Source organism: Sorangium sp. So ce394 (assembly GCF_051474665.1).
In the GTDB taxonomy this organism is placed as follows: Bacteria; Myxococcota_A; Polyangia; order Polyangiales; family Polyangiaceae; genus Sorangium; species Sorangium cellulosum_D.
The window spans coordinates 5,375,694-5,402,189 of sequence record NZ_CP150339.1; the positions used below are offsets into that span (position 1 = coordinate 5,375,694).

Below are 26,496 nucleotides of genomic sequence, written 5' to 3' on the forward strand. Positions count from 1 at the left end.
ACCACGCCTCACGCCCCCTCCTCGCCCTCGCTCCCCCCGCCGAACCAGCGCTGCAGCGTCCGCCGGTCGACGCCGAGCAGCGCCGCCGCCCGCTGCTTCTTGCCGCCCGCGCGCCTGAGGACGATCTGCGCGTACTCGCGCTGGAGCTCGTCGAGCGTCATCAGCCGATCCGCCGCGGCCTCCAGGAAATCCGGCGCGCCGCGCCGCGCGCGCACGCCCTCCGGGAGGTCGTCCGGGGAGATCCGCCCGCCGTCGCAGAGCGCCGCCGCCCGCTCGATCGCGTTCTCCAGCTCGCGGACGTTGCCGGGCCAGTCGTACGCGAGCAGGCGCTTCAGCGCCGCGCCCGAGAACCCCGCGATCGGCTTGCCCGCGTTCGCGGCCGCGCGCGCCAGGAAGTGCTCGGCCAGCGGCACGATGTCGTCCGTCCGGTGCTTGAGCGGCGGGATTGCGATCTCGATCACCGCGAGCCGGTAGAAGAGATCCTCGCGAAAGGCGCGCTCGGCGACCGCCGCGCGCAGATCGCGGTTCGTCGCCGCGATGACGCGCACGTCGACCGGCTCCGACGACACCGAGCCGACCGGGCGGACCTCCCGCTCCTGGAGCGCGCGCAGGAGCTTCGCCTGGAGCGGCAGCGCGAGCTCGCTCACCTCGTCGAGGAAGAGCGTCCCGCCGTCGGCCTCCTGGAACATCCCGGGCCGATCGCTGCGCGCGTCCGTGTACGCGCCCTTGCGCACCCCGAACAGCTCCGCCTCGATGAGCGCCTCGGGGATCGCCGCGCAGTTGACCGCCACGAACTTCCGCCCGCGGCGCCGGCTCTCGCCGTGGAGCGCGCGCGCCACGAGCTCCTTGCCGCTCCCGCTCGGGCCGCTCACGAGCACCGTCGCCGGGTTGTCCGCGACGCGCCGCACGAGCGCGATCACCTCCTCGATCGCCCGGCTGCGGCCGATCATGCCGGCGATCGAGAACCGGTGCGCCACCTCCGAGCGCAGCTCGGTCAGCTCGACCGTCATCGCGCGCTGCCCGAGCGCCCGCTCCATCCGCAGCGCCATGTCCGCCGGCTGGAACGGCTTCGGCAGGTAGTCGAACGCGCCGGCGCGCATGGCGCGGACCGCGGTGTCGATCGAGCCGAACGCCGTCATGGCGATGATCGCCGCCCGCGGGTCGAAGCGCGCGATCTGCTCGATGAGCTCGATCCCGTCCATCTCGGGCATGCGCACGTCGGTCACGACGAGGTCGAACTCCCGCTCCTCGAGGAGCGGCAGCGCGAGCAGCGGCGCGGTCAGCGTCGTCGGCTCGTGGCCCATGTCGCGGGCGATGTCGGCCACGAGCTTCACCATCTCGAGCTCGTCGTCGACGACGAGCACCCGCGCGCGCGGGCTCACGCGCGCGCCTCCACGCCCACGCCGCGCGCGGCGAGCGGCGCGGCGGCGCCGCGCGGCAGGGTGACGCGGAAGCAGGCGCCGCCGCGGCCGGTGCGGACGAGCTCGACCGAGCCGCCCGCGTCGCGCACGATCCCCTCGACGATCGCCAGGCCGAGCCCGGTGCCGCCCCCGTCGCCCCGCGACGTGAAGAACGCCTCGAAGATGCGCGCGGCGACGCCCGGCGGGACGCCCGGGCCGCGATCCTCGACCTCGAACGACGCCTTGCGGCCGTCGGCCTGCGCGAGGCGCACCGCGATCTCGCCGCCGTTCGGCTGCGCCTGCGCCGCGTTCAGGCACAGGTTGAACAGCACCTGGAACAGGTGATCCGCGTCGAGCGCCACGTGGAGCGGCGCGTCGTCGTGGTCGATCCGCGTCGTGATCCCGCGCTGCCGACACTCCGGCCCGAGGAACGCGAGCACCTCGCGCGCGACCTGGGCCACGTCGCTGCCGCGGCCGAGGGTCCGCGGCGGGCGGGCGATGGAGAGCAGCCGCGCCACCACGCGGGAGATGCGCTCGGACTGCGTGGCGATCGTCTCGAGCTCGCCGCGGGCGGCGTCGGGCCAGCCGGGCTGGTCGGCGAGGCGGCGCGCGCGCGCCAGGATGACGTTGAGGGGCGAGCCGATCTCGTGGCCGATCGAGGCGACCACCTGCCCGACGGCCGACAGCGCGTGCGCCTGCTGGAGCTTGCGCTCGACGGCGGCCCGGGCGGCCTGCTCCTGCTCCAGGTGGGCGCGCGCCTCGGCGAGCGAGGCGGTCATCGCGTTGAACGCCCGCGCGAGCCGCCGGAGCTCCTCGGCGCCCCCCTCGGGCACCGTCACCCCGAGCTCGCCGCGCGCCACCCGCTCGACGCCCGCCACGATCGCGCCCGCCGGCCGCCCGACCGTCGCCCGGCTCGCGAACGCGGCGATCAGCGCCGTCGCCGCGAGGAGCGCGGCCCCGGCGAGCGCCAGCCCGCGGTTCGAGCTGCGCGCGAACGCGTCCAGGTAGCGCAGCTCCCGGACGACCACGGCGACCACGGACAGCCCGCGCTGCGAGAACGTGACGGTGCGCACGAGCGCCGGCGCCCCGCCGAGCGTGCGCTCCTCCTCGATCTCGGCGCCCGTCGAGAGCGCCCTCCGCGCCAGCGCCGCGAGCTCCGCCGCCTCGCCGGCGATCGGATCGGTCACGAGGATCGGGCCCCCGGCCGCGTCGAACGCCGCGATCCCGAGGATGCGGTCGGCCTGCGCGAGCCGCTCGATGCGGTGCTTGAGCAGCTCGACCTGGCCCCGCTCGACGGCGCCGCCGATCGCCGCCTCGACGAGGCTCGCGTGGTGGCGCAGCTCGGCGGCCGCCTGGCTGCGGAGGAACTGGTGCCGCGTCGTGTGGATGACCGCCCCGTAGAGCGCGACGGCCAGGACGATCGGCACGAGGAGCATGAGCCACAGCTGGAGCGTCAGCCCCATGGTGGTCCGCCCCTCTCGGCTTCGCGCGTTCATGCGATCCATTGTCCCAGATGCGACACGATGTCGCACGTCACCGGTCCTCGCACGTGCCGTCGCGGCAGAGCTGGTCGGATCGGCAGTCGCGCGCGTCCCGGCAGCGGAGCACGCAGCGCCCGTCGACGCACTCGTTCCCTGCGCCGCAGATCGCGCTGGAGAGGCACTCCACGCATGTCGCGCTGATGCAGTACCTGAGATCCTCGTCGCGGCGCCGGCACTCGGCATCTCTGGAACAGGGCGCGTTCTGCGGGTCCGGCGCGCACCCCGCGGCCAGAGGTGCGGCGATCGCGGCGATCGCGGCGAGGAGCGCGATGGGGCGGGGGCGCGGTGCGGAGCCTGGCCTTGTCGTCATGCGCCTGCGGGCAGCAACTCCCAAGCCACGTGGGCACGGATGCTGCTCCACCACGGGCAGGCTGCGCTCGCGCGAGGGTCGCGGCGCGCAGGGCGTGCAAGCAACACCCGCGCGGGCGCCCGCGCTCCATCCGTGGCCGCCCTCGGGTCGCGGGGGGCGCCGGCGCTCGCGCGGACACCCGATCTGGAAGACGACGTTGATCCCGGAAGTCCTCATCAAGCGAGCTTTCCCGGCGCTCCTCGGCGGGATGATCATGACGGCTGCGTACCAGCAGGCCTCCGGGATCTCGTACCTCGTCGAGGAAGCGTGGCTCTCCGGGCTGCCCGCGGCTCGGCCGGAGCCGCCGCCGCCGCCGCCCGTCCTCGCGCCCAGCGATCACGCGACCAGCGCGGCGGCGATCCTCGCGCGGAACCCGTTCGACTCGAGGACTGGGCCCCTCACGCCGAGGCCCGCGCGCGAGGAGGCGGACGAGGACCCCGCGGCGTTCGGCGATCCGCTGCTGGATCCGACCTGCGAGGACGCGCGCGTGCTGCTCATCGCCGCCTCGGAGGATCCCGCCTGGTCGTTCGCCACGATCGCGGTGGGGCGAGGGGAGCCGCTCCTCCGCCGGGCGGGCGACGCGGTCGAGGGCCGCTCGGTGCTCGCGATCGGCTGGGACCGCGTGTGGCTGGCCGAGCCGGGGGCGCGCTGCCAGGTCCGCATCGGCGACAACCGGCGCGCGCCGGCGCCGCCCGCGCCCCGCGCCGCGCCGAAGCCGCCGAAGCGCGGCGCGCTCCCGCCGGAGATCGCGTCGAAGATCCGGAAGGTGAGCGACACCGAGTTCATCGTCGACCGGACGGCGATCGATCTCGTCCTGGAGAAGCAAGGCGAGCTCATGCGCTCTGCGCGGATTGTCCCCGTCCGCGAGGGAGAGCGGGTGATCGGCGTCCGCCTCTCGCGCGTCGGGGCCGGCTCGCTCTTGACCGCGGTCGGCCTGCGCAAGGGGGACACCCTCCGGTCGATCAACGGCTTCGATCTGACGGACCCGCAGAGCGCCCTCCAGGCCTATGCCCGGCTGCGCTCGGCGGACAACCTCGCGATCGCCGTCCAGCGGGGCGGAAAGGACATGACGATCGACCTCCGGATCCGGTGAGCTTGCGCTTACAGGTCCATGACCTCGACGTGATCCGACGCGGAGGCTCCCTCCGTGATGCGCAGGAGGCCGTCGAGCAGGTGGCCGAACACGTCGTCGAGGCTGTCGCCGGGCGGCGAGCCGAGCAGCGGCACCGAGTCGCCCCAGTCCTTGACGAGCATCGTCTCTCGCTCCGCCGGCGGCGGCCAGCGCAGGCTGAGGACCGCGCGGGTCCGGCCGCTGATCGCCAGCGCGTCGAGCGGGCGCCCCGCGAGCGCGGCCCGCGCCCGCCGGAGCTCGTCGTGGAGCTTTTGCGCCGGGAGCACCACGCGCTGCCCGCCGAGGGCCCCGGCCGCGCCGTGGATCGCCGCGAACTCCTCGCTCGGACACCCGTCTTCGAGGTGGTGCTGGATGCTGTCCCGCAGGAGCGCGTACACGATCCAGCGCTGCTCGATCCACCCCTTGGGTCCAGAGAAGGACAGGCTCATGACCGGATTCTTAGCTCGCTCATTGTTTGAGATCAAACCGATTCCCGCGGCGGACGCCCGGCTCTGGACCTCGCCTCGTCTCCTCGGGGCTCCGCCCCGCTCCGCACCCCGGCGTCCGCTTCGCGGCCGCCCTGGAAGCCCCTTCGCCCCCAGAGCGGCTGAGCTAGGATGGGCGAGCCGATGGACCCGCGGATGTCGACATCCCCCGAGGGAGCCAGCCACCGTTGAGCACGCCGGCGAGGTTGAACGGTACGGTGTTCGCCTCGGAGACGCGGATGCTCTACGTGGGCCTCCTCGTCGCCACGAGGCGCCACGCGCATCACGCGGCCCAGGTCGTCATCGCGCCGCAGGGGCTGTGCATCGAGGACGGCGCCGGCGGGCGCCTTCACGCCGGCGCCGCCGTCATTCCCCCACGCATGCCCCATCGGCACGGCGCGTGCGCGCACGCTGCGATGCTGTTCCTCGACGGGGACGACGTGGCGAGCCGAGCGCTCTCTCGTGACGCCGCGCCCCGGTGCGCGACGTGGGGCCGCGACGCGATCGACGTGAGCGTCCCCCGCGATCCCACGCCGGAGATGGCGCGCGCCCTCATGGCCTCGATCCTCTCCGCCGTCGACCTGCGTCAGCCGCCGGAGCCGCGACACCCGGCGGCGCGCCGGATGTGCGCCTACCTCGACGGCCCCGACCCGGTCGACCTCGCGCGGCTCTCGCACGAGGCCGGGCTCTCGCCGCGGCAGATGCGTCATGCCTTCGCGCGCGACGTCGGGCTCCCGATGCGGGCGTACCTGCGGTGGAAGCGCCTGCGCCGCGCCATCGCCGCGGTGGAGGGGGGAGCGAGCCTGAGCGCCGCCGCGGCCGCCGCCGGGTTCGCGGACAGCGCCCACCTGAGCCGCGTCTTCCGGGAGCAGTTCGGCATGACGCCGACGCAGGGGCTGAGCTCGATCACGTGGCGGACGCTCGACTGACGAGGAACTCGGGGAATCCGTCCCTCCGGCGCGGCATCCCGCACTGGTACATGATGGCGTCCACGTTTCCGCGGTGATGGGTCGTGTGTGTGACCACGTGGAGGATCATCGTGGCGGCGTTCATCGGCACGACCTTTCCGTCGGTGAAGCGCACATCGCGAGGTCGTGCGAGCTCCTCCGGTCCGAGCGACGCCGCGGTATCCACATACCAGCGGTCGATGGCCTCGGATCCGCGATCGAGCTCCTCGAGCGCAGGAAGGACGGCGCTCTGCGTGGACTCGTAGCCGTGCGAGACGCCCTGGAGGTGGGCCTGGAAAATGCGGCTGACGACGTGGATGTGGTCGAGGACGCGCAAGATGAGGTCTGCGCCCTTCTGCGATCCGAAGGCATCGATGTCGCGAAGGGCGGCGAAGAGCTGTCGGTTGGCCCACGCGGCGTGAGCGACGAGCGTTTGGAGTGGCTGGATCGGACGGTTCATGCGTCCGAGCGTGGGCAGCGAGCGGGCTGCGCGCTTGAACGCAACGGCGGTCTTGGCGCCGCGTCGGGCCGAGCTCGCGGGCGACGTCGCGAACCGGCAGCCCCTCGGCCAGCACCCCCCGCAGGCGCTGCGGGGGCTCGCCGCCGGTCATCGCGTGGGATCAGCCCGCGCGGTGCTGGGTACCCTCGCCGGGCGTGATGAAGATCATCACGCTCGGCGCGCGCACGATCTGCCCGTGCCAGACGCCGCGGGGGACGATGCACGCGCCCTGATCGCGCAGCTCGATCACGCGCTCGCCGAGCTCGTCTTCCAGCACGACGTCGACCGCGCCCGAGAGCAGGATCAGGACCTCGTCGCCACGGGGGTGGACCTCGCGGTGATCGGGGCTCTTGTCCATGTGGAAGAGGCCCACCATGCGGCCGGCGTGCAGCTCCTCGCGCTCGCCGATCTTCGCCCAGAACTCGGCGTCCACAGGGATCGGCTTCGCGGCGCCGCCGTCGAGGAGCTGCAGGTAGGTGTCGGAGAGATGAAAAGCGTGGCTGTCGTGTCGGGTCATGCGCCCACCATGAGCCGTCGCGCGCGCCGGTGATTGTAGATTTTTTCCGAGCATCCCGGCGCCCTCCACGGAGCCCAGGCGCGCGTCGTCAGGGTCGGGATGGCCGTGGCCTGCTCGATCGCGCGCTCCAGCCCGTCGCTCCGGCCCCGCGCGGCGGCGGCGCCGTGAGCGGGCGCACGACGGCGCGCCGGCGTCACCGCACCGTGATGTCGGGTCTGGGGGGCTCCCTCATGCCGTCGCCGATATGGAAGCTGGTGTGCGGCGGCTGGTTGTAAGTAGCGTTTTGGGCCGACACGTTGGCACGGTACTGCGGATCGTGCATCAGCGTGTAGATGCGGCGTCTGGTGATCTGATCGGTGGTGTAGATGCGCAGGCTGTCGCCGCACAGGAAGACGACCTCCTCGCGCCAGTCGCCGAACAGATCCGCGCTGAGCGTCGGCACCGACTTGCTGCCGTTGATCGAGGTGCAGCCGCTCGCGGTGAAGCCCCTGCCTTCGCCGTCGAAGTTCGTGACGGTGTTGCCGTCGAGCAGCTCGCGGCTCTCATCGCCGTCCCACCAGATCAGGAAGTTCACCTGGCGGGGACGGGAGCCGATGTTGCGACCGCTCTCCGCGCTGAACAGGCCTGCGGTGTTGGTCCAGGCCTCACCTCCGGGGTTGTCGGGCGAGATGTCGTCGGCCGCGCCGCGGCCCGGTCCCTCGCCGTCGCTGTTCGGGCCGCGCCACAGGACCTCGCAGGTCTCCGCATCTCGCACGAAGTAGGAGGGCACGCCGTCCGCTTCGGTCGGCTGAAACACCTCGAGCCCGGGGCGTGAGGGGACCAGGTCGGCGACGTGAATCGCGTCGCCGTGTCCATAGAAGTCGACGGCGCATTTGCCCTTGCCGTCGGGGCCTATCGTCGCGGCGCCAGGGATGATCTCCTGCCTCATGTCGCCGTCCGTGTCCGCCGCCATGACGCTGTGAACGCCTTTGCCGGCGAAGGCGCCGTTGCCGTTCGCGGACGAATCGAAGCTCCACAGCAGGCTCAGCCGGCCTTCGCGGTAATTGTATGCTCCGAACGTCGTTCGGGCGTAGTAGCCCCGCTGCATGACGACGCTCGGCTGGCCTGAGTCATCGAGGAAGGCCAGCGTGGCGTTGTAGCGATCCGAGCGGTTGCCGTTGTTGTCGCCGAAGCTGCCGCTCGTGATGGGGGCGTGGTACTGGATGGTCGCGAGCTCCGCGCCGTCGACGCCGCTGAAGACCGTGAGGTATTCCGGTCCGCTCAAGATCTTGCCCGCCCCGTTGCGGTAGTCTCGCGCGTCGTCATCGTCGGCGGCGGGACCGGTGTGCAGGAACGCTCCCTTCCCATCGCGTGTGCCGGGCGCGGTCTTGACGGCGATCTCGGCGCGACCATCGCCGTCGAGGTCGTACACGACGAAGGGCGTGGTGTGCTCGCTCTCGCGGATGTTGATGCCCAGGTCGATGCGCCACAGGAAGGTGCCGTCGGTGTCGTAGGCCGCGAGCTTGGGCTGGCCGGTGCGGCCGTCTTGCGATGGATCGCGCGGGCTGTTCTGCTCTTTGACCACGAGCTCGTAGTCGCCGTCGCCGTCGAGATCGCCGGGGGAGGCGTCACCGGCTTGGTAATTGTCGGGCGTCTTGAGCGGGATGGTCAGATAGTTTCGCGCCCACGTGGGTGTGCCGGAGTCCCCGCCGCGCGTATTGGCCGAGTCGCCCTGCTCGGCGCCATCGATCACGGCGCGGACGGTGTACTTCGCGTCTCCGGGCGCTCCCGAGTCGAAATAGTTTGTCGAGTCGGTGATGGGAGCGCCGTTCACCTTGGCGCCGTCGCGATAGACGTTGAACCCGATCTCGGGATCCTCGTAGCCCATCAACCGCCAGCTGATGAAGTTGCCTTCGCCCGAGCGCACGGCCACGACGCCGCGGCAGAGGTTCTCCAGCGCGACATGCCCGGTCGCGGCGGCCGGCGTCACTCCGCAGATGGACTCGCCTGGGCTGTCGGTGCCGCCCGTGCCGGGGTCTCCGCCGCCCGACGCGCCGCTGGACGTCTGCCCCGCGGCGCCGCTGGACGACTGCCCGGACGCGCCGCTGGACGACTGCCCCGCGGCGCCGCTGGACGACTGCCCCGCGGCGCCGCTGGATGCCTGCCCTGACGCGCTGCCTGCATTCGGAGCGCCGCCGGAGCCGTCATCGCCCGACTCGGACCCGCCGCACGCACCCAGGGCTCCCGCCACGACCAGGGCCATGGTCCCATAAGCAATAGCTCTCATTGTAGTACTCGCCTTTCAAGCCAATCGAAAACGAGACGAACGCCGGCGCCGGCGCTGCCGGACGTGGCGCGCGTGAGCTGGTCGCGGATCACTCCGAGACCGAGGGCCCGCTGAGCGGCCGCTACGGAACGTCCGAGATCACCGTTTCCAGAGCTCGACGTGTTGTGGGATGAGGTGCTGGCTTTCGGTCACCACTCGGAGGCGTCCACTCAAATTTTTTTGATGGCGCATCCCGGAGGAGCCGCAGGAGTGGAATTTTGTTGTGGTCGGGCGGGATGGTAGGCTCGACGCGCCGTGACGTTCTTGCGCCCGCATCCCGAGACCGGGGAGATCCTCGACCAGCGGGACGTGCCCCGAACGGTCCTCGATCTGTTGAGAGCGCCGGGGTCTTCGCAGGTTCGCCACGTCCGGCCGCTGGGGCCCCTGCGGCTCCGGTCCGGGAGCGTGTCGGTCGCCGATCCGGTGAGCCATCTGCACAAGCAGCCCCTCGTCCAGAGGGCGCCGCGCGGACAGCACGAGGTGGCGTTGCTCTGCGGCGAGGACCCCTCCGAGGTGGGCGCGGTCGTCGTCGGCTGTTAGCGATCGCGAAAATGCGCGGAAAACTGGTGAAGACCTCCGCCGGGGGGCGCTCAGTGCGGGGCGACCTGAGATCCCGCTGGGCGTTGCGGTCCACGCGATGGATCTGGCGCGGCCCCACCTGCAGGAAACGGTGGTGGTGCTGGGCTGCGGGCCGATCGGCCTGTGCCTGGTCCAGCTCGCGCGCCTGGCCGGCGCCGAGCGCGTCTTCGCGGTCGATCCCATCGCCTACCGGGCCGAGGCCGCGCGCAGGCTGGGCGCGCACGACGCTGCGCCGACCTCCGCGGCCGTCGCGGAGTGGACGGGCGGCCGGGGCGTCGACCTCGTGCTCGAGGCGACGAACTCGCCCGATGGCTTCCACCATGCGGCCGAGGCCGCGCGCATCGGCGGGCGGATCCTGCTGGCGGGCATCCCCGAGGGCGACCGCTATTCGCTGCCGGCGGCGCTGTGCCGACGCAAGGGGCTGAAGATCAAGTTCTCCCGACGCATGGGGCACGTGTACCCGCGGGCGATCCGCCTCGTCGCCGAGGGGGCGGTGGACGTCGAGCCCATCCCACCGATTCGACCTGTCGGACGCCGAGCGGGGCATCCGCCTCCAGGCCGACCGCCAGGATGGGGCGCTGAAGTCGATCATCGTTCCGGAGGACGGCGACGCGCCGTTCTGAGCCGGGCCTCCCAGTAGATCGCACGATCATCGACAGCACAGCTCCGGAGTCTCTCGCCGCTGCTGACGAGCGGCTGCTGAATGCCGTGCTCAGCGCGCGCACCGGCTTCCGACGCACGCCCGAACCGACGGCGCGTGCTTCGCGCTGTGCGCAGCGACCCAGACGGACGTGCTCATGAGCCGGTACATCGACGTGAACCGCCTGGTAAAGACGGGACAGGTTATGGATGGGACGTGCGGACGTCCGGCGCCGATGTTCACGGGGCGTCGGTTCTCCACGTGACGTTCAGGCCAATAACGCTGCTCGGGGCGAGCTAGGCTGTCTGCTCAGGTACTCGAAATCCATGCGTTCCCTAGGGTGCGGCATGGAAGACTCCTTGGACATCTGACCGTTACGGCGGAGGCAGAGCGTCAATGCATCGGATGGGAAGGTCGCGGCGACGCTGCGCGCGCAGGGCGAAGGACCATTTTCATTCGACCCAGGGAGCCTCGCGCGCTACGGGTCTGGAGAGGAGGGAGAGTGGCCGACATGATCGAGGCTACCACCATACCTGTCTGGGGCGGACAGATCATCGCCGGGAAGTACCGGGTTGAACGCGTGCTCGGCGCTGGCGCGATGGGCGTCGTCGTGGCGGCGATGCACCTGGATCTGCACGAGCTGCGGGCCATCAAGGTCATGCTCCCGACTGCCCTTTCGGACGCCGAGGGCACCGAGCGCTTCCTCCGAGAGGCCCGCGCCGCAGCGCGCCTCAAGAGCGACTACGTGGCCAAGATCCACGACGTCGGCCGACTCGAGACCGGTGTGCCGTACATCGTGCTGGAGATGCTCTACGGCATCGATCTGAAGACCGTCCTTGACCGGGAGGTGGTTCTGCCGGTCGATCGCGCTGCGCGCTATATCGTGCAAGCGTGCGACGCCATCGGCGAGGCCAACGCGATCGGCATCGTTCACCGCGATCTCAAGCCGGCGAACCTGTTCCTGGCCAGCGGCCCGCGCGGTGATGAGCGCGTGAAAGTGCTGGACTTTGGCATCGCGAAGGTCGCCGATCCAGCCTTCGACGGCGTAGAAGCGACGCGGACCAACACGGTCCTCGGGACTCCACTTTACATGTCGCCCGAGCAGATGCGCGGGGCGCGCAACGCGGATGCGCGCAGCGACGTGTGGGCGCTGGGCGTGATCCTGTATCGGATGCTTGCGGGCCGCGTCCCGTTCTCGGGCAGCACGATCACGGAGGTCTGCTCGGCGGTGCTCGCTGACAGCCCCGATTCGCTGCGGGCTGTGCGGCCCGATGTGCCACCGGGTCTCGAGGCCCTGATCCTGCGGTGTCTCGAGAAGAACCCGGCGGCCCGCTTCGCGGATGCCAACGAGCTCGGGGTGGCGCTCGCCCGGTTCGCGGCCGGCACGGCCACCGTGAGAGCGCCGTTCCCCCACGACGCCACGAAGATCGCCGACGCACCTGCGCCAGGCGTGGCCGCCCTGCCCTCGAGCAGCGCCCTGGTCCCCCGGCCACCGGCGCCGCGGTATGGGTCGATGCCCGAGCCGGCACATGCACCACCGGCGGCTTGCTTGCCGTTGCCTGCACCGACAAAAGCGCCCGCTGGGCAGCCCGCACCGGTGCTCCTGCCGTACGGGGCGAGCGCTGCTCGTTTGACCGAGTCGATTCGGACGGTGACCGCGTCATGGACCAGCGCCCCTGACGCCTCGAGAAGGGCCGATCGGCCGCTCACGACGATGCCGCGAGCAGCTCTGGTGATCGGCGTAGCAGCGCTCCTGACGTTGGCCGGCGGCGGCTGGGTTGCTTCGCAGCAGCTCAGGGCCGCAGCCGACACGGCCGCTCCGAGAAACGCAGACGTCGCGCACCAGGCGTCTTCTTCGGCTCACACGGTGCGGCTCGCCGAGCCTGCAGCGGACGCCTCCGTGATGGAACCGCCGGCGGTGAACAACAAGGCCGCCGTGCCCGCTCCCATGAGCAGCGCCAGCGCCCCGGCCGCGGCGTCACGGTCATCCCTACCGACGGCGAGCGCCATGGCCGCGACGCCACAGCCGGCCCCGGCGCGAAGCACGAGGTCTCGCGCCCCCGGGACGACAGGCAGAAGGGTCGGGGATGACGGTTTTGGCGGGGGCCGTTACTGAGTCGGAGCCATGGAACACGGGGGCAAGATGAAAGCGAGTCGAACGCGACACGTCCACGGGCACCTCACGGCGTGCATCGCCTTGGCAATAACGGTCCAGGCGGCGCCTTCAGCGGCGCAGCGCTCGCCTCCTGCGGCACCTTCGAGCGCGCAGGCCTCGCCCCATGTGGCGGAGGCGCAGGCGTTGTTCGACGAGGCCCTCGCCTTGATGAAGAACGGCAAGTACACCGACGCGTGCCCGATGCTGAAGAAGAGCCATGAGCTCGACCCAGGAATGGTGACCCAGTACCGCCTCGCGGAATGTTATGAGTCGGTCGGACTCACCGGCAGTGCGTGGTCCATCTTCCTGGAGGTCGCCGAGAGCGCTAGGGCGGCCGGCCGCAGCGACCGCGAAGCGCGGGCGAAGGAACGCGCCGAGGCGTTGAAGCCGAAGGTGCCGATGTTGCTCCTGACGGTCCCCGCGGAGCTCGCGAACCTTGGAGGTCTGCGGGTGGAGCGCGACGGCGCAGACGTCGACCGCAGCACGTGGAACGTGCCTGCCGCGATCGATCCCGGGGAGCACACGATCCGGGTGACGGCCCCGGGCAAGAAGGCGTGGGAGCAGACGGCGCAGGTCCTCGCGGGAGCGACCTTGGAGGTCCGCGTGCCCGTCCTGAAGAACGACGCTGGCGTCGCGTCTGCCGCTGCTGCACCGGCACCAAGGCCGGCGCCGGCACCGGCTGGAGCCGGCATGAACGGGTTTCACCTCGGCGCGATTGCTGCAGGTTCCGTGGGGCTTGTTGGGATCGGCCTTGGCGCTGGCTTCGGATTCAAGACACTTTCGCAATGGGACGCGGCGTTGTCGCACTGCAAGGATCGCGACAAGAGCCGGTGCGATGACGAGGGGATCGCCCTCGGCGAGGACGCGCGCACCTCGGCTGCAATATCGACAGCAGGGTTCGTCGTGGGCGGCGTCGGAATCGCCACGGCCGCGATCCTCCTGAACCTGGCCCCGAAGAGCGGCCCGGCCGCGAATGGCAAGGCGGGATTGCAGGTGACGCCGGTGATCGGGCAGAACGGGATGGAGGCGGTTCTCCGAGGAGATTTTTGAGATGCACGCGAAGGCCGACCGCGATGCGGCGTATTCCAGGCCGACGCGACGGCCGACTCCGAGCGCACGTGACGGCTCGTCACAACGGGACGTGACGGGGCGTTAGCGGATCAGCGCCTCTTTCTCGGACGATATTCCTGCGGATTCGCCGATGCCTTGCACATCCTGAACGATGATGTGAGGTCGTGGCCTTGCAGATAATGTGGATATTGTGTTTCGGGCGTTGGGGGGTGGATGTGATGGTGAAAGTGAATGATCGGTTTGCTTTTATGGGGTTGTTCACTGGAGCGCTCATTGCCGGCGCGGGGTGTGGTCGCATCGTTGGCATTTCTGACCTGTCAGGTGACTCTGGCGGGGGTACAGATGGGCGGGGAGACGCCGGTGCAGGCGGAGCCACGACCGGCGGAGGCATCGGTGGAGGTACCGGCGGCGGCGCAACGATGGCGGTGTACGCGTGGGGAGCCAATCAGTTCGGCCAGATCGGTGATGGCTCCACGGTGAACCGCGCGAGCCCTGTCGAAATCACTGTATCACCACCGGCGGGCGTGAACGTGAAGGCGGTCTCTGCGGGGGCGAGTCACAGCCTGGCCTTGTTGACTGACGGGACCGTGATGGCTTGGGGCAACAACCAGTTCGGTCAATTGGGCGTCGATTCCGGTGTGACTGCTATCCCAGTTCCAACGGTTGTTGGAGGTCTCGTTAATGTCAAGGCCATCGCCGCTGGAGGGTATATAAGCATGGCCCTCGATATCGACGGCAAGGTCTGGGTATGGGGAAATAACTCTTATGGTGAGTTGGGTGACAACTCAAGCGACCATGAGCCACACTCGAAGCCGACCATGGCATATATAGATGATGTGGACGCCATCGCGGCGGGGCAACAGCATTGCCTCGCGCTCAAGAAGGACGGCACGGTGTGGGCTTGGGGGAGCAATAGCTCTGGTGAGCTCGGCGACGAGACCACGACGGACAGTCACATCCCCATCCAGGTCACTGCCCTCTCTGATATTTCTATTGACGAGATTGCATGTGGTTCCTCGCATAGTGTGGCGCTCGGGAAAGGGGTCGGCGTCTATGCCTGGGGGCGCAACGAAGTTGGGCAGGTGGGCAATGGGACAGAGAAGAATGTCCTGCTGCCCGCGCTTGTGCGGGGGCTGGAGGGGGCCGAGGTGACCCATGTTGCTGCCGGAGGGTTCCATGGGCTGGCGCTGTATTCCAATGGTAGGGTGATGTCATGGGGATACAATGGATCCGGTCAGCTTGGGGTTGTTGATGTAGATGAAAATAGGAGCCTCACGGCGGTCGAGGCTCAGGTGCCAATCACTGTCAAAGTCAATGCGCTCGCCGGAGGAGCATACAATAGCGTGGCGCTGGCAGAGGACGCTACAGTCTGGACCTGGGGGCATGGCGAGTTCGGCGCGCTGGGCAACGGTGAATTCAAGAGCTCATCGGTTCCAATACAGATTCCTGATTTTCGCGGCGTGAGCAGCGTCGACGCACACGGCGGCGGTCACGTGCTCGCCCTCGTCGCCCGCTAGTACTACAGTTGCAGTTTGCTGCCTGGCGAACTGGCGCGACCCTCCAAGCCTCGGGAAGATCAATGTTCGGGCTTGGCGGGACGGTGGGCACCCGCGGGCCCCGCAGCTTGCGCCAGATTCGTGCGAAGCTACAGCGTGACTTGAGCTGAATCAACCACGAGAACCTCGCAGGGTAGGGCGGCTCGACGACCTCGGAACCGCGCGGAGGTGGCCGCTCGGCGGCCAGATGGCCGCCTTCTTCCTGCGGGCGGAGTCAGGCCATCCCGATACGGCAGGATATTGTCCGCGCGAGCTTGCTCACCGCTTCGGTGACACCGGCAGCCCGAGCAGCCGCTCACGGCAAATTCGTCGCCCAAGTTCGTCCCTGGTGACGGAGAAGAAGAAGGGAGCGAACGCTGCCGCGCGTCGCCCGCGGCTGCTCAACCGTCGAGCAGGAACGAGCCGAACGTCGGCTCGCCCGCGCGCCGGTACGTGTTGAGCACGACGCCCCGCCCGGTCGCGCGTGTGGCCCGGAGCTCGAAGGCGGTGGGCGCGACGCGCTCGAAGAGGCGCTTTCCAGCGCCGAGCACGACCGGGAACGTGAGCACGTGCAGCTCGTCGACAAGTCGGTGCGAGAGCAGCGTCTGCGCGAGGCCCGCGCTGCCGTGCACTTGGACCTCGCGCTCGTAACGTTGCTTCAGGCCGGCGACGCCGGCGACGATGTCGCGCTCGATCGTCGCGGGGCCCCACTCGGCGCGCCCGAGCGTGCGGCTGGCGACGTGCTTGGGCAGCGCGTTCAGGGCGCAGGCGATCGGGTCGGCCGGGTCGGTCACGCGGGGCCAGTGCGACGCGAAGATCTGGTAGGTGCCGCGCCCGAGCAAGAACGCGTCGGCGCGCTTGAACACGTCGACCATGAAGGCGCCCAGGTCGTCGTCGAAGTGGGGCCGCACCCAGCCCTCGTAGGTGAAGCCTCCGCTCGGGTCTTCGCCCGGCCCGCCGGGGGCCTGCATCACGCCGTCGAGCGTCACGAACGTCGTCATCGTCAAGATCGCCATGGCTCACGCTCCTCGGGGCGCGGCGGGACGGTCCGCCGCGGCCTCTGTCACTTCGACCCCTCGAGCCGCCGAGGATCATCGGCCCGACGGCGATTTCTTCCCGCCGGCCGGCGCCGGGCTCGTGCGACGGCGGCACGAGGTCAGCCTGCGGCTGGGGTAGGGCAGGGGACTGACCAGATCGAGCGCTGGAGAGCGCTGCCGCCTCGTGCCCGCTCGGTCGTCGCGAGATCGCATTTCGCGCCATCCCCTGTTCGTCGCGAGCTCGACACCCGTGCCTCGCGGCGCGATGGCCCGCCATTTGCTCGTGCTGGATCTCCAGACGAGACGATGGGCGTCTCGAACACGAAGCGGAATTCGATGCCAGGAGGAGAGACCATGAACTGCTCCGAGCTCATGAAGACCGACGTGGCGTGCTGCAAGGCGGGCGAGCCCGTCGAGCGCGTCGCCGAGCTGATGCAGTCGCGGAACATCGGCTTCGTTCCGATCTGCGGCGATGACGGCTCCGTCATCGGGACCCTCACCGATCGCGATCTCACGATCCGGGTGCTCGCGGAGCACCGTCAGGCCGCGTCGACACGGGCGGAAGACGTCATGACCCGAGAGGTCGTCTGCTGCCGCCCGGACGAGGACGTGAACGTGGCGGCGAGCCTCATGAGCAACCACAAGAAGTCGAGGATCGTCTGCGTCGACGACCAGAAGCATCCTGTCGGCGTCATCAGCCTGTCGGACATCGCCGACAAGGACGGCGGGGCGAGGTCGTCAGCGCTCTTGAGCTCGATCTCTCAGCGAGAGGCCCGCGCGTAGCGCCCGCCGCGCCGCGCTCGTGCCGCTCGCGCGCCAGGGCGGCCCGCCGCGCGCCGGCGGGTCCGCCGCGCGCGGCCCTGCGGGCGCGCCCGCGCGCCGGCTCAGAACGGGACGCCCGGGACCTGCGGCGCGTGCGCGCCGACCTGGGTGAGGAGCCACGCCTGCTGGCGGTGCGTGTTCTCCTCGATGCGGTCGCAGCTCGCCATGAGCGGGCGGTCGAGCAGCATCATGGCCGTCTTCTTCACGGCGACGAGCGTGATGTGCAGGTCGGCCGCGAGCACGTAGAGCTCGTGCAGCCCGCGGAGCTGCCCGAGCTTGCCCTCGATACCGCGCGATCGAACAGACATCCTCGAGCGAGTCGCGCCTGACAGGATGCGCCTGACCTCCATCGACGCCCGACGCGCCGCGACACCCCTGCGCGCCGAGGTGCGAGGTGGCCGACCGATCGGCGCGCGCGGCCGTCCGGCGCGCCGGATCAGCTTGCGCGACGCCGCGCGATATGTTTTGAGTTCAAAGTATTCGCTCAGCCACGCGCGCCCGCGGCGGACCCCGCGGTGGGCGTCGTGCCCTGTTCGTTTTCGGCGGCACGCGGCCTCGCGCGAGGCGCGCGGCTCGTCCCGGCGCCGGCGCGCCTCGCGCCCGGCCGACGAGGGCGGCGCCGCGCCTCGCGCCCGGCGAGCGGCCTCGTCACCGCAGAGGAGGGGAACTCCATGGCCCGACTGCTCATCGTCTCGAACCGTCTCCCGATCAGCGTGCGCGTCGATCGCGGGGCGCTCTCCCTCACGCGCTCCTCGGGCGGCCTCGCCGCCGCGATGCGCGGCCCGCACGAGCGCCACTGCGCGGTCTGGATCGGGTGGCCCGGCAGCGTCGCGAGCCTCTCCCCCGAGCAGCGGCAGGACGCCGACGCGGCGCTCGCCGGGATGCGCGCCGTGCCCGTGCACCTCGGCGCCGCGGAGCAGCACCGCTTCTACGACGGCTTCTCGAACGGCGTCCTCTGGCCCCTGTTCCACTACCTGCTCGACAAGGTGAACCTCGACGCCGAGCTCGACTGGGAGGCCTACCAGCGCGTCAACGAGCACTTCGCCGACGTCGTCGCCGCGCAGTACACGCCGGGCGACGCGATCTGGGTGCACGATTACCAGCTCCTGCTCCTCCCGGCGCTCCTCCGGCGGCGCCTCCGCGACGCGCGGATCGGCTTCTTCCTCCACGTCCCGTTCCCGTCCGCCGAGGTCTTCCGCATCCTCCCGTGGCGCGAGCAGATCGTGCGGGGCCTGCTCGGCGCCGACCTGATCGGCTTCCACACGGCCGGCTTCCGCCGGAATTTCGCCGCGTCGGCGGCGCACGTGCTCGGCGTCGAGCCGGGCGAGGCGGCGATCGAGCACGATGGGCGCGCGGTCGCCCTGGGGGTCCACCCCATCAGCATCGACGCCGCGCAGATCGAGCGGCTCGCGGGTCACCCCGGCGTCCGGGAGGAGGCGGCGCGCATCCGCGCCGAGGCGCGCGGCCGCAAGATCGTGCTCGGGATCGACCGGCTCGACTACACGAAGGGGATCCCGCGCCGCCTGCTCGCGATCGAGCGGTTCCTCGAGCGCGAGCCGGAGCTGCGCGATCACGTCCGCTTCCTCCAGCTCGCGGTGCCCACGCGCGAGTCGGCCGGCGCGTACGCCGACTTCCGGCGGCTCGTCCACGAGATGGTCGGCCGCATCAACGGCAAGTACGGCACGACGTACGCGACGCCGATCCACTACATGCACCGGTCGCTGCCGTTCGAGCAGGTGGTCGCCCTCTACCTCGCCGCCGACGTGATGCTGGTCACCCCGCTGCGCGACGGCATGAACCTCGTCGCGAAGGAGTACGCCGCCGCGCGGGTCGACGACGACGGCGCCCTGATCCTGAGCGAGTTCGCGGGCGCGTCCTCCGAGCTCGCGGAGGCGATCTCCGTCAACCCGTACGACATCGGCTCGGTCGCCGCCGCCGTGAAGCAGGCGATCGCCATGCCGCTCGCCGAGCAGCGGCTCCGGATGGCGGCGCTGCGCCGCCGCGTGGCCACGCACGACGTGCACACCTGGGCGCAGTCGTTCCTCGACGATCTCGACCGCGCCGCGCCAGCGGCGCCCGCGGTGGCCCCCCCGTCGCGCCGGGGGATGCCCGAGAGCGTCGTCGAGAGCGTCCGCCGGGCGCCGCAGCGCGTGTGGATCCTCGACTACGACGGCACGCTGGTCCCGTTCGCGCCGGTGCCCGACCTCGCCGCGCCGGACGAGGAGCTGCTCGCGCTGCTCCGGGCGCTGTCCGAGCGCGACCGCGTGCACGTCGTGAGCGGCCGCCGGCGCGCCGACATCGAGCGCTGGCTCGGCGCGCTGCCGCTCCACCTCCACGCCGAGCACGGCTTCTGGTCTCGGCCCAAGGCGAGCGACGACTGGGTCGCGCTCGAGCCGGACGCCGCCGCCTGGAAGGGCGAGGTGCGGAAGATCCTCGAGGACGTCACCCGGCGCACCCCGGGCACCTTCATCGAGGAGAAGACGGTGACCCTGGCCTGGCACTACCGCACGGCCGAGCCCGAGCTGGCGAGCCAGCACGTCCGCGAGCTCTGCGCGCGCCTCGAGGCGCGCATCCCGCTGGATGCGCTGGAGCTGCTCGCCGGCGCGAAGGTGATCGAGGTCCGGCCGCGCGGCGTGCACAAGGGCAGGGTGGTGCCGCTCATCCTGGACGACGTGCCGGCGAGGGCGGCGGTGATCGCGATCGGCGACGACCGCACGGACGAGGACATCTTCGCGGCGCTGCCGCCGTCCGCGTGCACCATCCACGTCGGCAACGCGAGCAGCCGCGCCGCCTACCGGCTGCCCGACGCCGGCGCGGTGCGGCGCCTCCTGCGCGTGGTCCACGCGGGGCTGGACGCGGGCCGCGCGGGGCAGGGCGCCGGGGTCGTGGCTTGACGCACGCCGCGTGGGGGGCGCTCTAGGACCAATGCCGGTCAGTTAAGCTCCATCCCCTTCAGATCGGCCGCTTCCGCGGGTAGTTGCTCATCTTGACCTTCACCGCGCGAGGGTACGTTCGTTCAGCGCGGCGTGGGGGTAGGATGAAGCGCTTCAGATCCCGGCGGAGGTTGTGCAGATGACCGGGGATGGCTCCGGGACGGGAGTCGCTCGACCAGAGCCACTCATCACGGATGAGACGTAGCGCCATGATGAAGCTGATGCGCGTCGGAGGGACGCGCGCCTCGGCAGCCACGCGCTCCATCTCCAGCCTGACGAGATTGTAGGCCAACAGCAGGCCCCAAATCTCCTGACGCACCATCATCGGCGTCTTGCTGCGGATGCTCTCACGTCGATCGAGCATTTCCGTCTTCAGCTCGTCGTAGGCGAGTTCCAGCTCCCAGCGCTCGTGGTAGAGCGCCGCCAGTTCCTTCGCCGCGTAGGCCACTGGATCGAGCAACGAGGTCAGCAGCGTCTTGGGCTCATGTCCGGGTCGCCGATAGCGGACGGCGCGCACGTGCCATGTGTTTGGCAGAGATGGGTCCTTGCGGCGGGCCTCGGAGCTGACGGCCATCTCTACCAGCGCATCGTCAGGGCCGTACTGCTTGATCACGCGCCACTTGGTGGTGGAGCGGGCGCGGGTCATCCAATGTCGTTCGCTGCCCGATCTCGTCAGCCCGATGAGAAAGGAGGCACCGAAAAATCCGCGATCCACGATCGTCAGCGAGCGATCGTGGATGTGGTCAACCAAAGGCCGTGCGTACTTCAGTTCATGAGTTGCGTAAGGACCAAAGTTGGCAGCTGCCAGCTCGTGAGAGCTCAGCACCATCAGACACACCAAGCGCACCTGCGGGTAGCCGCTGTCACCGCGTGAGCTCGAAGCGCCGCCAAACTCGGCACGGTTGTCCGGCGTGTCGGCCACGCGCAGCGTCGTGCCATCGATGCCGTATACGGCCAGGCCGCGGTAGCGATTCGCGTCGGCACTCTGGGTCGACCAGGCCAGGGCACTGCGCTCGAACAGCCACTGCATCGGCTCGTCGCCCAGCCGAGCGCGCGCCTGGGGAATGGCGCTGCGGGCGATCGCCCCGTTCGCACCGGGCAGAGCAAGATCCAGCTTGGTGACGACCTCCTCGATCGGCCGATCGCGCATCAGCGCCATGCCCAGCACAAGCCAGATGACCTGCTCGGCAGGCAGGCGTCGACGCCGCAGCGTAGCAGTACCGGTCGCGGCGAGCGCCTGCTCGATCCACTCGGCCGGCAAGTGCTTGCAGATGTTGTTGACGTCAGCCGGGCCGACGTAGTCGGCGGCAGCGAGCAGCGCATCGCGGAAAGCCATACTTAGCTTATTCCGGTGAGCGCACCGCTTTTGCCGCTGCGCCTCTCGCCCGCCCAAGAAGCTCGTCAAGTGCGCGAGATAGCGTCGACCTCGATCGGCTCCTGCTGGCGGTCGGCCGCGGTGCCATGAACACGCTCGTGTCCCCGGATGGGGGTGACGGGAAGCCGCACCGCTCGTCGCGGGCCCACAGCACCCGCAACCTTATGAATTTATGCGGTTTTCCCCTAACTGACCGGCATTGGCTCTAGGACCGCATCGCGGCCGCGTTCGGGATCGAGCCCGAGGCGCGCGAGGCCATCGTCCGGAGCATGCTGGAGCGGAGCGCCAAGGGGTCGAGCGTCACCGTCGACCACGGCAGCGTCGCCGTGCGCCTCGTGCTGCTCGGCCGGGCCGACGAGGCGGAGCGGCTCGAGCGCGATCTGCGCGATCGGATCGCCGTGGTCGCGGGCGTCACCCCGAAGGTCGACGTGATCGCGGGGCTCGACGCGAGCGCGCTGGAGGAGGTGGCGGCGTCGGTCCGGGCGAGCTCGACGCCCATCGACGTGGCGCCCAAGGAGCCGGAGCTCGCGCTCGTCCAGCGGGAGCTCGCCGCGTCGCTCGGGGGCGCGTGGCCGCACGCGGCGGGGCCGCTCGTCGCGTGGCGGCTCCGGTTCCCGGACAACGAGCCGGCCGTCGTGGAGGTCGTGCACGTCGGCCCGGCGCTCGGCGCCCCGGCGGCCGACCTGCTCGGGCGCGCTCTGTCGCGGGAGCTCGGCGCGGAGGTGGCGGTGCAGGACCGCGCCATCGCGCCCGAGCCGATCGTCGCCGAGCCGGAGGGCGGGTGGCCCTGGCTCCAGGGAGCCCGGCCTGCGCTCGCCTGGCTGGGCGACGTGGAGGTGCTCCACGGGTGCGTCGAGGTGCCGCCGAGCCCCGGGGCTTCCCTTCGAGAAGGCCACCGAAGCGCTTGGGCGCGGGTCGACGGCCGAGCTTCCGCGGCCGTGCTCCTTGACAACCCTCCGGTCACGTAACATCATAAGTTGCGTGAGGCGAGACAGCCGACTCTCCGGGGTGCTTCACGTCCTGCTGCACATGGCCCAGCACGAGGGGCCCTTGACGTCCGAGCAGATGGCGAAAGCCATGGACACCAATCCCGTGGTGATCCGGCGAGTCATGGCCGGTCTCCGGGAGCAGGGATACGTCCGGTCGGAGAAGGGACATGGGGGGGGGTGGTCCCTGGCGTGCGATCTCGCGAAGGTGACCCTGCGCGACATCTACACTGCGCTCGGCTCGCCCTCGCTGCTCGCCATTGGGAACCGGACGGAGACGCCCGGCTGCGCCGTCGAAGAGGCGGTCAACGCGGCTCTTAGCAAGTCGTTCGAGGCTGCGGAGTCGCTGCTTCTGTCGCGCCTCGGCGAGGTGACGCTCGCGGCCCTGGGCGAGGACGTGCGGACTCGGGTGGCTGCTCGCCCCGCGCCTCCCAGTGACATGAGATGAACGATGAAGGCGAATCCATCCACACGAGCAGGCGCCGCCGATCAAGCCATCCACGCCCCTTCCCAGCGCCGCGCCGTCCTGGCCGGCGTGTGCGTCGCCCTCATGGGAAGAAGTACATCGTGGAGGCGCCCCAAAAGCCATGAGTAGTTCACAGCGAGCAGGAGCCAAACCATCATGACCGAATTCTGGGAAACCGCGTTCGCCGAGAAGCAGCTGATGTGGGGACTGGAGCCGACGACGTCTGCTTCTCTCGCGCGCGACACGTTCGCTCGAGCCGGTGTCAAGAGTGTCCTGATACCCGGCATCGGCTACGGCAGGAACGCGAAGCCGTTCCTCGAGCGCGGGATGTCAGTGGCGGGGATCGAGATCTCTGCGACGGCGATCGAGCTTGCCCGCTCGCGACTCGGCCTCGAGATCCCCATCGTCCACGGATCAGTCACCGACATGCCCTTCGACCGCCGGCAGTACGACGGCATCTTTTGCTACGGGCTCGTCTTCCTCCTGGATGCCCGCGGTCGCGAGAAGCTCATTCGAGACTGCTACCGCCAGCTGGCGCCCGGTGGGCACATGATCTTCACGATCATCTCAAAGAAGGCGCCAATGTACGGACATGGGCTCCGGCTCGGCGACGACTGGTACGAGCGCCTGCCCGGTCTTCCGATGTACTTCTACGACGCCGAGTCGGTGAAGCGGGAGTTCGGTCCGTACGGGCTCGTCGAGTTCTCCGACATCGACGAGCCTGCGGGCAGTAGCGCGACTCTCCCATTCATCAATGTAGTCTGCAGGAGGGACGCCGTGATCGTCGGCGCAGAGGAAGCCGTGAGGCGGCTCCACGCCGGACAGGTTGAGGTCACGGTCGACGGCGCGCTCCGGCAAACCCAGGTGGAGGCTATCGCGAAGGCTCTCGAGACGAGCAAGACCTCTATCCTGAGGATGGGCGGCTGCCAAATCACAGACCTTGGCTGCAAGGCCATCGGAGACGCTCTCCTCGCCAACACCGCGCTCAAGGAGCTGTGGCTGTTCAACAACGAGATAGGGGACGTCGGAGGCGAGGCTCTGGGAGATGTCCTGAGAAAACACGCTTCTCTCGCGACGCTGTGTCTCAACGAAAACCGAGTGGGCGATGTTGGGGCCAGGGCGATCGGAGAGGCTCTCCGAGCGTCTACTTCATTGGTCGAGCTGGGGCTCGGGCGGAACCAGATCGGCGACGTTGGCGCCGCGGCCATTGGAGAGGCGCTCGCATCCAACAGCTCGTTGATCGCGCTCAGCCTCAACCACAACCAGATCTGCGACATCGGCGCAGCGAGTGTCGGCGACGCCCTTCGCAACAACGCCTCGCTCAAGATTCTCCGGCTGCGCAACAACGCCATTGGGGACGTTGGTGCGGAGGCGGTGCGGACCGCGATCGCGAGGAACACCACCTTGAGAATCGTCAACTTCGAAGAAAACCCCGCGTCCCCTGCCTTTCACGCTGGCATCAAGGCAGCCCTGGAGGGGCGTCGCCAATGAGCACGGACTCGCGCGGACGGTTCCGGGGCGGCTCGGGTCGCGCGGGCATGCCTTCCCTCTTTTCGGCTGCGCATGGTGCGCACCGGTGACGGGACACGCGAGGACCGGCTCGTGGCCGTGGAGATCCTGGTGGAGTGAGATCGGGCCTTCCTGCCGTTCGCTCCGCGGGAAATCGCCCGTATCCTGTCGCCATGGACTGCCCCACGTGCGCCCGCTCGAACCCGGAGGCCCATGTCTTCTGCCCGGACTGCGGCGCCCGGCTCTCCCGCGCCGCGAGCGCGCCCGTCGCGGCTCCCGTCACCGATGCCCACGCCGCGAGCGCGCCGGCGGGGCGCTCCCTCGAGGAGCGGGTGGGGCGGCTCGAGCGCGAGGTCCAGGCGCTGCTCGAGCGGCGATCCGCGTCGATGCGCGACGAGCTACGCTGCCCCGCATGCGGCGCGAGGAAGATCCTCCACGCGCCCAAGGTCCTCGACGCGGACGCCGACGGGCGGAGCGAGCTCGCCATCGCGCAGCCGAGCGTCTGGAGCAGCCGGAGGGTCGGCAAGCTCGAGGCGTACATCTGCGCAGGCTGCATGCTGGTCGAGTGGCACGTGAAGGAGCTCGAGGGGCTCGACGAGCACGTGGACGTGTCGGTGCTCGATGGTGAGGCGCCGCGCCAGGGACCGTATCGTTGATCGATCGCGTCCGCCTCTGGGTTCCTGCCCGGACGCCTCGCGGAGGGTGGGGCTACTGCTCCGTCGACGCCTCGGCCTCGGTGGCCGTCCGCGCCGCGCCGAGCGCCGGGGCCCTCGGCAGCGCGAGCCTGCCGACGAGGAGGCCCACCACGGCGGCCACGGCCGAGGCGAGCAGGACGCCGAGCTTGGCCGCGGCGAGCTTCGCGGGGTCGTCGAACGCGAGGCCGGCGATGAAGATCGCCATCGTGAAGCCGATGCCCGCGACGCAGCCCACGACCGCGATCCCGCGCCAGCCGACGCCGCGCGGCAGGGCGCAGACGCCGAGCCGGACCATCGCGAAGCTCGCGAGGAAGATGCCGATCGGCTTGCCGACGACCAGGCCGACCATGACCCCGAGCAGGATCGTCCCCGAGGACGCGTGGCCGAGCGAGGAGCCGTCGACGCGGACGCCGGCGTTGGCGAGGGCGAACAGCGGCATGATGCCGTACGCGACCCACGGGTGGAGCGCCGCCTGGAGCCGGACCACGGGCGGCAGCGCCTCGAGCTGGGCCTGCCGGATCCGCCCGAGGGGCTGCAGCAGCTCGTCCGCGCGGTGGTCGTCGCGCTGGACGAGCGCGGCGACCCTGTCCACCGTGTCGCGCGCCGCGGCGAGGAACCCGTGGCTGCCGAACCAGGAGCGCACCGGCGTGAGCAGCCCGATGACGACGCCGGCGATCGTCGGGTGGACGCCGGCGCGGAGCATGCCCCACCAGAGCACGGCGCCGGGGGCCACGTAGGCGGCGGGCGAGCGGACGCCGAACCGCTGGAGCAGCCGCACCGCGAGCAGCCCGCCGCCGGCGATGAGCAGCCCGCTCCACGCGACGCCCGACGAGTAGAACAGCGCGATGACGATGATCGCGCCGATGTCGTCGATGATCGCGAGCGCGAGCAGGAGCACGCGCAGGGCAGGGGGCACGCGCTTGCCGAGCAAGGCCAGGACGCCCACCGCGAACGCGATGTCGGTCGCCGTGGGGACGCCCCAGCCGTGCCGCGAGGCGGGCGACGTGTTGAGCGACAGGTAGAGGAGCGCGGGCGCCATCATGCCGCCGAGCGCCGCGGCGACCGGCAGCGCCGCGCGCTTGAGATCCGAGAGCTCCCCCTCGTGGATCTCCCGCCGGATCTCCAGGCCGACGACGAAGAAGAAGATCGTCATCAGCCCTTCGTTGATCCAGAAGTGCAGGGGCTGCGTGAACACCAGCGAGCCGGCGCCGATCGTGATCGGGAGATGCCAGAGGTGCTCGTACGCGTCGCCCCACGGCGAGTTCGCCCACGCGAGGGCGACGACGGACGCGACCAAGAGGACGATCCCGCTGGCGGCCTCGACGTGCAGGAACCGCTCGATCGGGCCGAGGACGCGCTCGGCGATGCGGCGCGCGGGGGCCCAGGTTCCGGGGGCGTGCTGTGACGGGGATCGACTCAAGGGACCGCCAGGGCGCGAGCGGCGTCGCGCAAAGGGGGGAAGGCGGCCCGACCGTCCCGCGATGACCTGTCGCGGCGCTCTGCCGCCGCGACACCCGCACGGGAGAATACTCATCCGGG

General features: G+C 70.4%; 25 protein-coding genes and 1 pseudogene. 15 read left to right on the top strand and 11 right to left on the bottom strand.

From position 1 onward, the window contains the following. Positions 1-8: 8 nt before the first annotated feature. Genes WMF33_RS19660 through WMF33_RS19670 form a run of 3 tightly spaced genes read right to left on the bottom strand, consistent with a single transcriptional unit; the run spans position 9 to position 3,251 of the window. Positions 9-1,382, bottom strand: coding sequence for a sigma-54-dependent transcriptional regulator (locus WMF33_RS19660; protein WP_437338574.1), 1,374 nt, complete (start codon positions 1,380-1,382; stop codon positions 9-11). Beyond that, positions 1,379-2,896 (bottom strand): sensor histidine kinase, encoded by a 1,518-nt coding sequence (locus WMF33_RS19665; protein WP_437338575.1) that lies wholly within the window; start codon positions 2,894-2,896, stop codon positions 1,379-1,381. Before WMF33_RS19665 ends, WMF33_RS19660 begins: the two co-directional genes overlap by 4 nt. A 37-nt stretch (positions 2,897-2,933) precedes the next feature. Then, positions 2,934-3,251 (bottom strand): hypothetical protein, encoded by a 318-nt coding sequence (locus WMF33_RS19670; protein ID WP_437338576.1) that lies wholly within the window; start codon positions 3,249-3,251, stop codon positions 2,934-2,936. Between the two features lie 196 nt (positions 3,252-3,447). Here WMF33_RS19670 and gspC point away from each other — a divergent pair, with 196 nt between their 5' ends. Next, on the top strand, positions 3,448-4,383 hold the full coding sequence (gene gspC, locus WMF33_RS19675; protein WP_437338577.1) for a type II secretion system protein GspC: 936 nt from the start codon (positions 3,448-3,450) through the stop codon (positions 4,381-4,383). A gap of 8 nt (positions 4,384-4,391) precedes the next feature. Here gspC and WMF33_RS19680 read toward each other — a convergent pair whose 3' ends face one another. Next, on the bottom strand, positions 4,392-4,850 hold the full coding sequence (locus WMF33_RS19680; RefSeq protein WP_437338578.1) for a hypothetical protein: 459 nt from the start codon (positions 4,848-4,850) through the stop codon (positions 4,392-4,394). 254 nt (positions 4,851-5,104) lie between these two features. Between WMF33_RS19680 and WMF33_RS19685 the strand changes: the two genes are divergently transcribed. After that, positions 5,105-5,815, top strand: a complete 711-nt coding sequence (locus WMF33_RS19685) for a helix-turn-helix domain-containing protein (protein WP_437338579.1) — start codon at positions 5,105-5,107, stop codon at positions 5,813-5,815. On the opposite strand, the gene WMF33_RS19690 is transcribed toward WMF33_RS19685, so the two are convergent. The 3 genes from WMF33_RS19690 to WMF33_RS19700 form a co-directional block, all read right to left on the bottom strand. Further along, complete coding sequence (locus tag WMF33_RS19690; protein WP_437338580.1) at positions 5,793-6,293, bottom strand: DinB family protein; 501 nt, start codon at positions 6,291-6,293, stop codon at positions 5,793-5,795. The two genes, WMF33_RS19685 and WMF33_RS19690, sit on opposite strands and share 23 nt — an antisense overlap. A gap of 160 nt (positions 6,294-6,453) precedes the next feature. Then, positions 6,454-6,849, bottom strand: a complete 396-nt coding sequence (locus WMF33_RS19695) for a cupin domain-containing protein (RefSeq protein ID WP_437320840.1) — start codon at positions 6,847-6,849, stop codon at positions 6,454-6,456. 193 nt (positions 6,850-7,042) lie between these two features. Continuing rightward, positions 7,043-8,818 carry a rhamnogalacturonan lyase gene (locus WMF33_RS19700; protein ID WP_437338581.1) on the bottom strand — a complete coding sequence of 592 codons (1,776 nt, stop codon included), beginning with the start codon at positions 8,816-8,818 and terminating at the stop codon, positions 7,043-7,045. Between the two features lie 7 nt (positions 8,819-8,825). Here WMF33_RS19700 and WMF33_RS19705 point away from each other — a divergent pair, with 7 nt between their 5' ends. The 6 genes from WMF33_RS19705 (at position 8,826) to WMF33_RS19730 (ending at position 15,116) form a co-directional block, all read left to right on the top strand. Continuing rightward, the gene (locus tag WMF33_RS19705) at positions 8,826-9,101 is read left to right on the top strand and encodes a hypothetical protein (RefSeq protein ID WP_437338582.1); all 276 of its coding nucleotides are present in this window, start codon (positions 8,826-8,828) and stop codon (positions 9,099-9,101) included. A gap of 308 nt (positions 9,102-9,409) precedes the next feature. Beyond that, entirely contained in the window at positions 9,410-9,694 is a 285-nt protein-coding gene (locus tag WMF33_RS19710) for a hypothetical protein (RefSeq protein ID WP_437338583.1), read from the top strand. A 97-nt stretch (positions 9,695-9,791) separates the two neighbouring features. Beyond that, a complete protein-coding gene (locus WMF33_RS19715; protein ID WP_437338584.1) occupies positions 9,792-10,373 on the top strand; it encodes a zinc-binding dehydrogenase in 582 nt (193 codons plus the stop codon). Between the two features lie 511 nt (positions 10,374-10,884). Next, the gene (locus WMF33_RS19720) at positions 10,885-12,489 is read left to right on the top strand and encodes a protein kinase domain-containing protein (protein WP_437339497.1); all 1,605 of its coding nucleotides are present in this window, start codon (positions 10,885-10,887) and stop codon (positions 12,487-12,489) included. A gap of 183 nt (positions 12,490-12,672) precedes the next feature. Continuing rightward, positions 12,673-13,578, top strand: a complete 906-nt coding sequence (locus tag WMF33_RS19725) for a hypothetical protein (RefSeq protein WP_437338585.1) — start codon at positions 12,673-12,675, stop codon at positions 13,576-13,578. Between the two features lie 440 nt (positions 13,579-14,018). After that, entirely contained in the window at positions 14,019-15,116 is a 1,098-nt protein-coding gene (locus WMF33_RS19730; protein ID WP_437338586.1) for an RCC1 domain-containing protein, read from the top strand. Positions 15,117-15,535: 419 nt separating this feature from the next. Here WMF33_RS19730 and WMF33_RS19735 read toward each other — a convergent pair whose 3' ends face one another. Then, positions 15,536-16,150, bottom strand: coding sequence for a dihydrofolate reductase family protein (locus WMF33_RS19735; protein ID WP_437338587.1), 615 nt, complete (start codon positions 16,148-16,150; stop codon positions 15,536-15,538). A 375-nt stretch (positions 16,151-16,525) separates the two neighbouring features. On the opposite strand from WMF33_RS19735, the gene WMF33_RS19740 reads away from it, so the two are divergent. Further along, entirely contained in the window at positions 16,526-16,954 is a 429-nt protein-coding gene (locus WMF33_RS19740; protein ID WP_437338588.1) for a CBS domain-containing protein, read from the top strand. Positions 16,955-17,055: 101 nt separating this feature from the next. Here the strand turns inward: WMF33_RS19740 and WMF33_RS19745 are convergent, their stop codons facing one another. After that, positions 17,056-17,301, bottom strand: a complete 246-nt coding sequence (locus WMF33_RS19745; RefSeq protein ID WP_437338589.1) for a hypothetical protein — start codon at positions 17,299-17,301, stop codon at positions 17,056-17,058. Between the two features lie 363 nt (positions 17,302-17,664). Here WMF33_RS19745 and WMF33_RS19750 point away from each other — a divergent pair, with 363 nt between their 5' ends. Continuing rightward, on the top strand, positions 17,665-19,887 hold the full coding sequence (locus WMF33_RS19750; RefSeq protein ID WP_437338590.1) for a bifunctional alpha,alpha-trehalose-phosphate synthase (UDP-forming)/trehalose-phosphatase: 2,223 nt from the start codon (positions 17,665-17,667) through the stop codon (positions 19,885-19,887). A gap of 58 nt (positions 19,888-19,945) precedes the next feature. Here WMF33_RS19750 and WMF33_RS19755 read toward each other — a convergent pair whose 3' ends face one another. After that, complete coding sequence (locus WMF33_RS19755; RefSeq protein WP_437332111.1) at positions 19,946-21,262, bottom strand: IS4 family transposase; 1,317 nt, start codon at positions 21,260-21,262, stop codon at positions 19,946-19,948. Between the two features lie 308 nt (positions 21,263-21,570). Between WMF33_RS19755 and WMF33_RS19760 the strand changes: the two genes are divergently transcribed. The 5 genes and pseudogenes from WMF33_RS19760 (at position 21,571) to WMF33_RS19780 (ending at position 24,918) form a co-directional block, all read left to right on the top strand. Further along, on the top strand, positions 21,571-22,269 hold the full coding sequence (locus WMF33_RS19760; protein WP_437338591.1) for a hypothetical protein: 699 nt from the start codon (positions 21,571-21,573) through the stop codon (positions 22,267-22,269). A gap of 13 nt (positions 22,270-22,282) precedes the next feature. Next, positions 22,283-22,735: an Rrf2 family transcriptional regulator gene (locus tag WMF33_RS19765; RefSeq protein WP_044986266.1), complete on the top strand. Its 453-nt coding sequence runs from the start codon at positions 22,283-22,285 to the stop codon at positions 22,733-22,735. Positions 22,736-22,909: 174 nt separating this feature from the next. Further along, a pseudogene (locus WMF33_RS19770) lies at positions 22,910-23,527 on the top strand (class I SAM-dependent methyltransferase); the annotation flags it as partial. Between the two features lie 141 nt (positions 23,528-23,668). Beyond that, positions 23,669-24,244, top strand: coding sequence for a hypothetical protein (locus tag WMF33_RS19775; RefSeq protein ID WP_437339498.1), 576 nt, complete (start codon positions 23,669-23,671; stop codon positions 24,242-24,244). Between the two features lie 191 nt (positions 24,245-24,435). Beyond that, positions 24,436-24,918 (top strand): hypothetical protein, encoded by a 483-nt coding sequence (locus WMF33_RS19780; RefSeq protein WP_437338592.1) that lies wholly within the window; start codon positions 24,436-24,438, stop codon positions 24,916-24,918. Between the two features lie 52 nt (positions 24,919-24,970). Here WMF33_RS19780 and nhaA read toward each other — a convergent pair whose 3' ends face one another. Further along, the gene (gene nhaA, locus WMF33_RS19785; protein WP_437338593.1) at positions 24,971-26,377 is read right to left on the bottom strand and encodes a Na+/H+ antiporter NhaA; all 1,407 of its coding nucleotides are present in this window, start codon (positions 26,375-26,377) and stop codon (positions 24,971-24,973) included. Between the last annotated feature and the right edge of the window lie 119 nt (positions 26,378-26,496).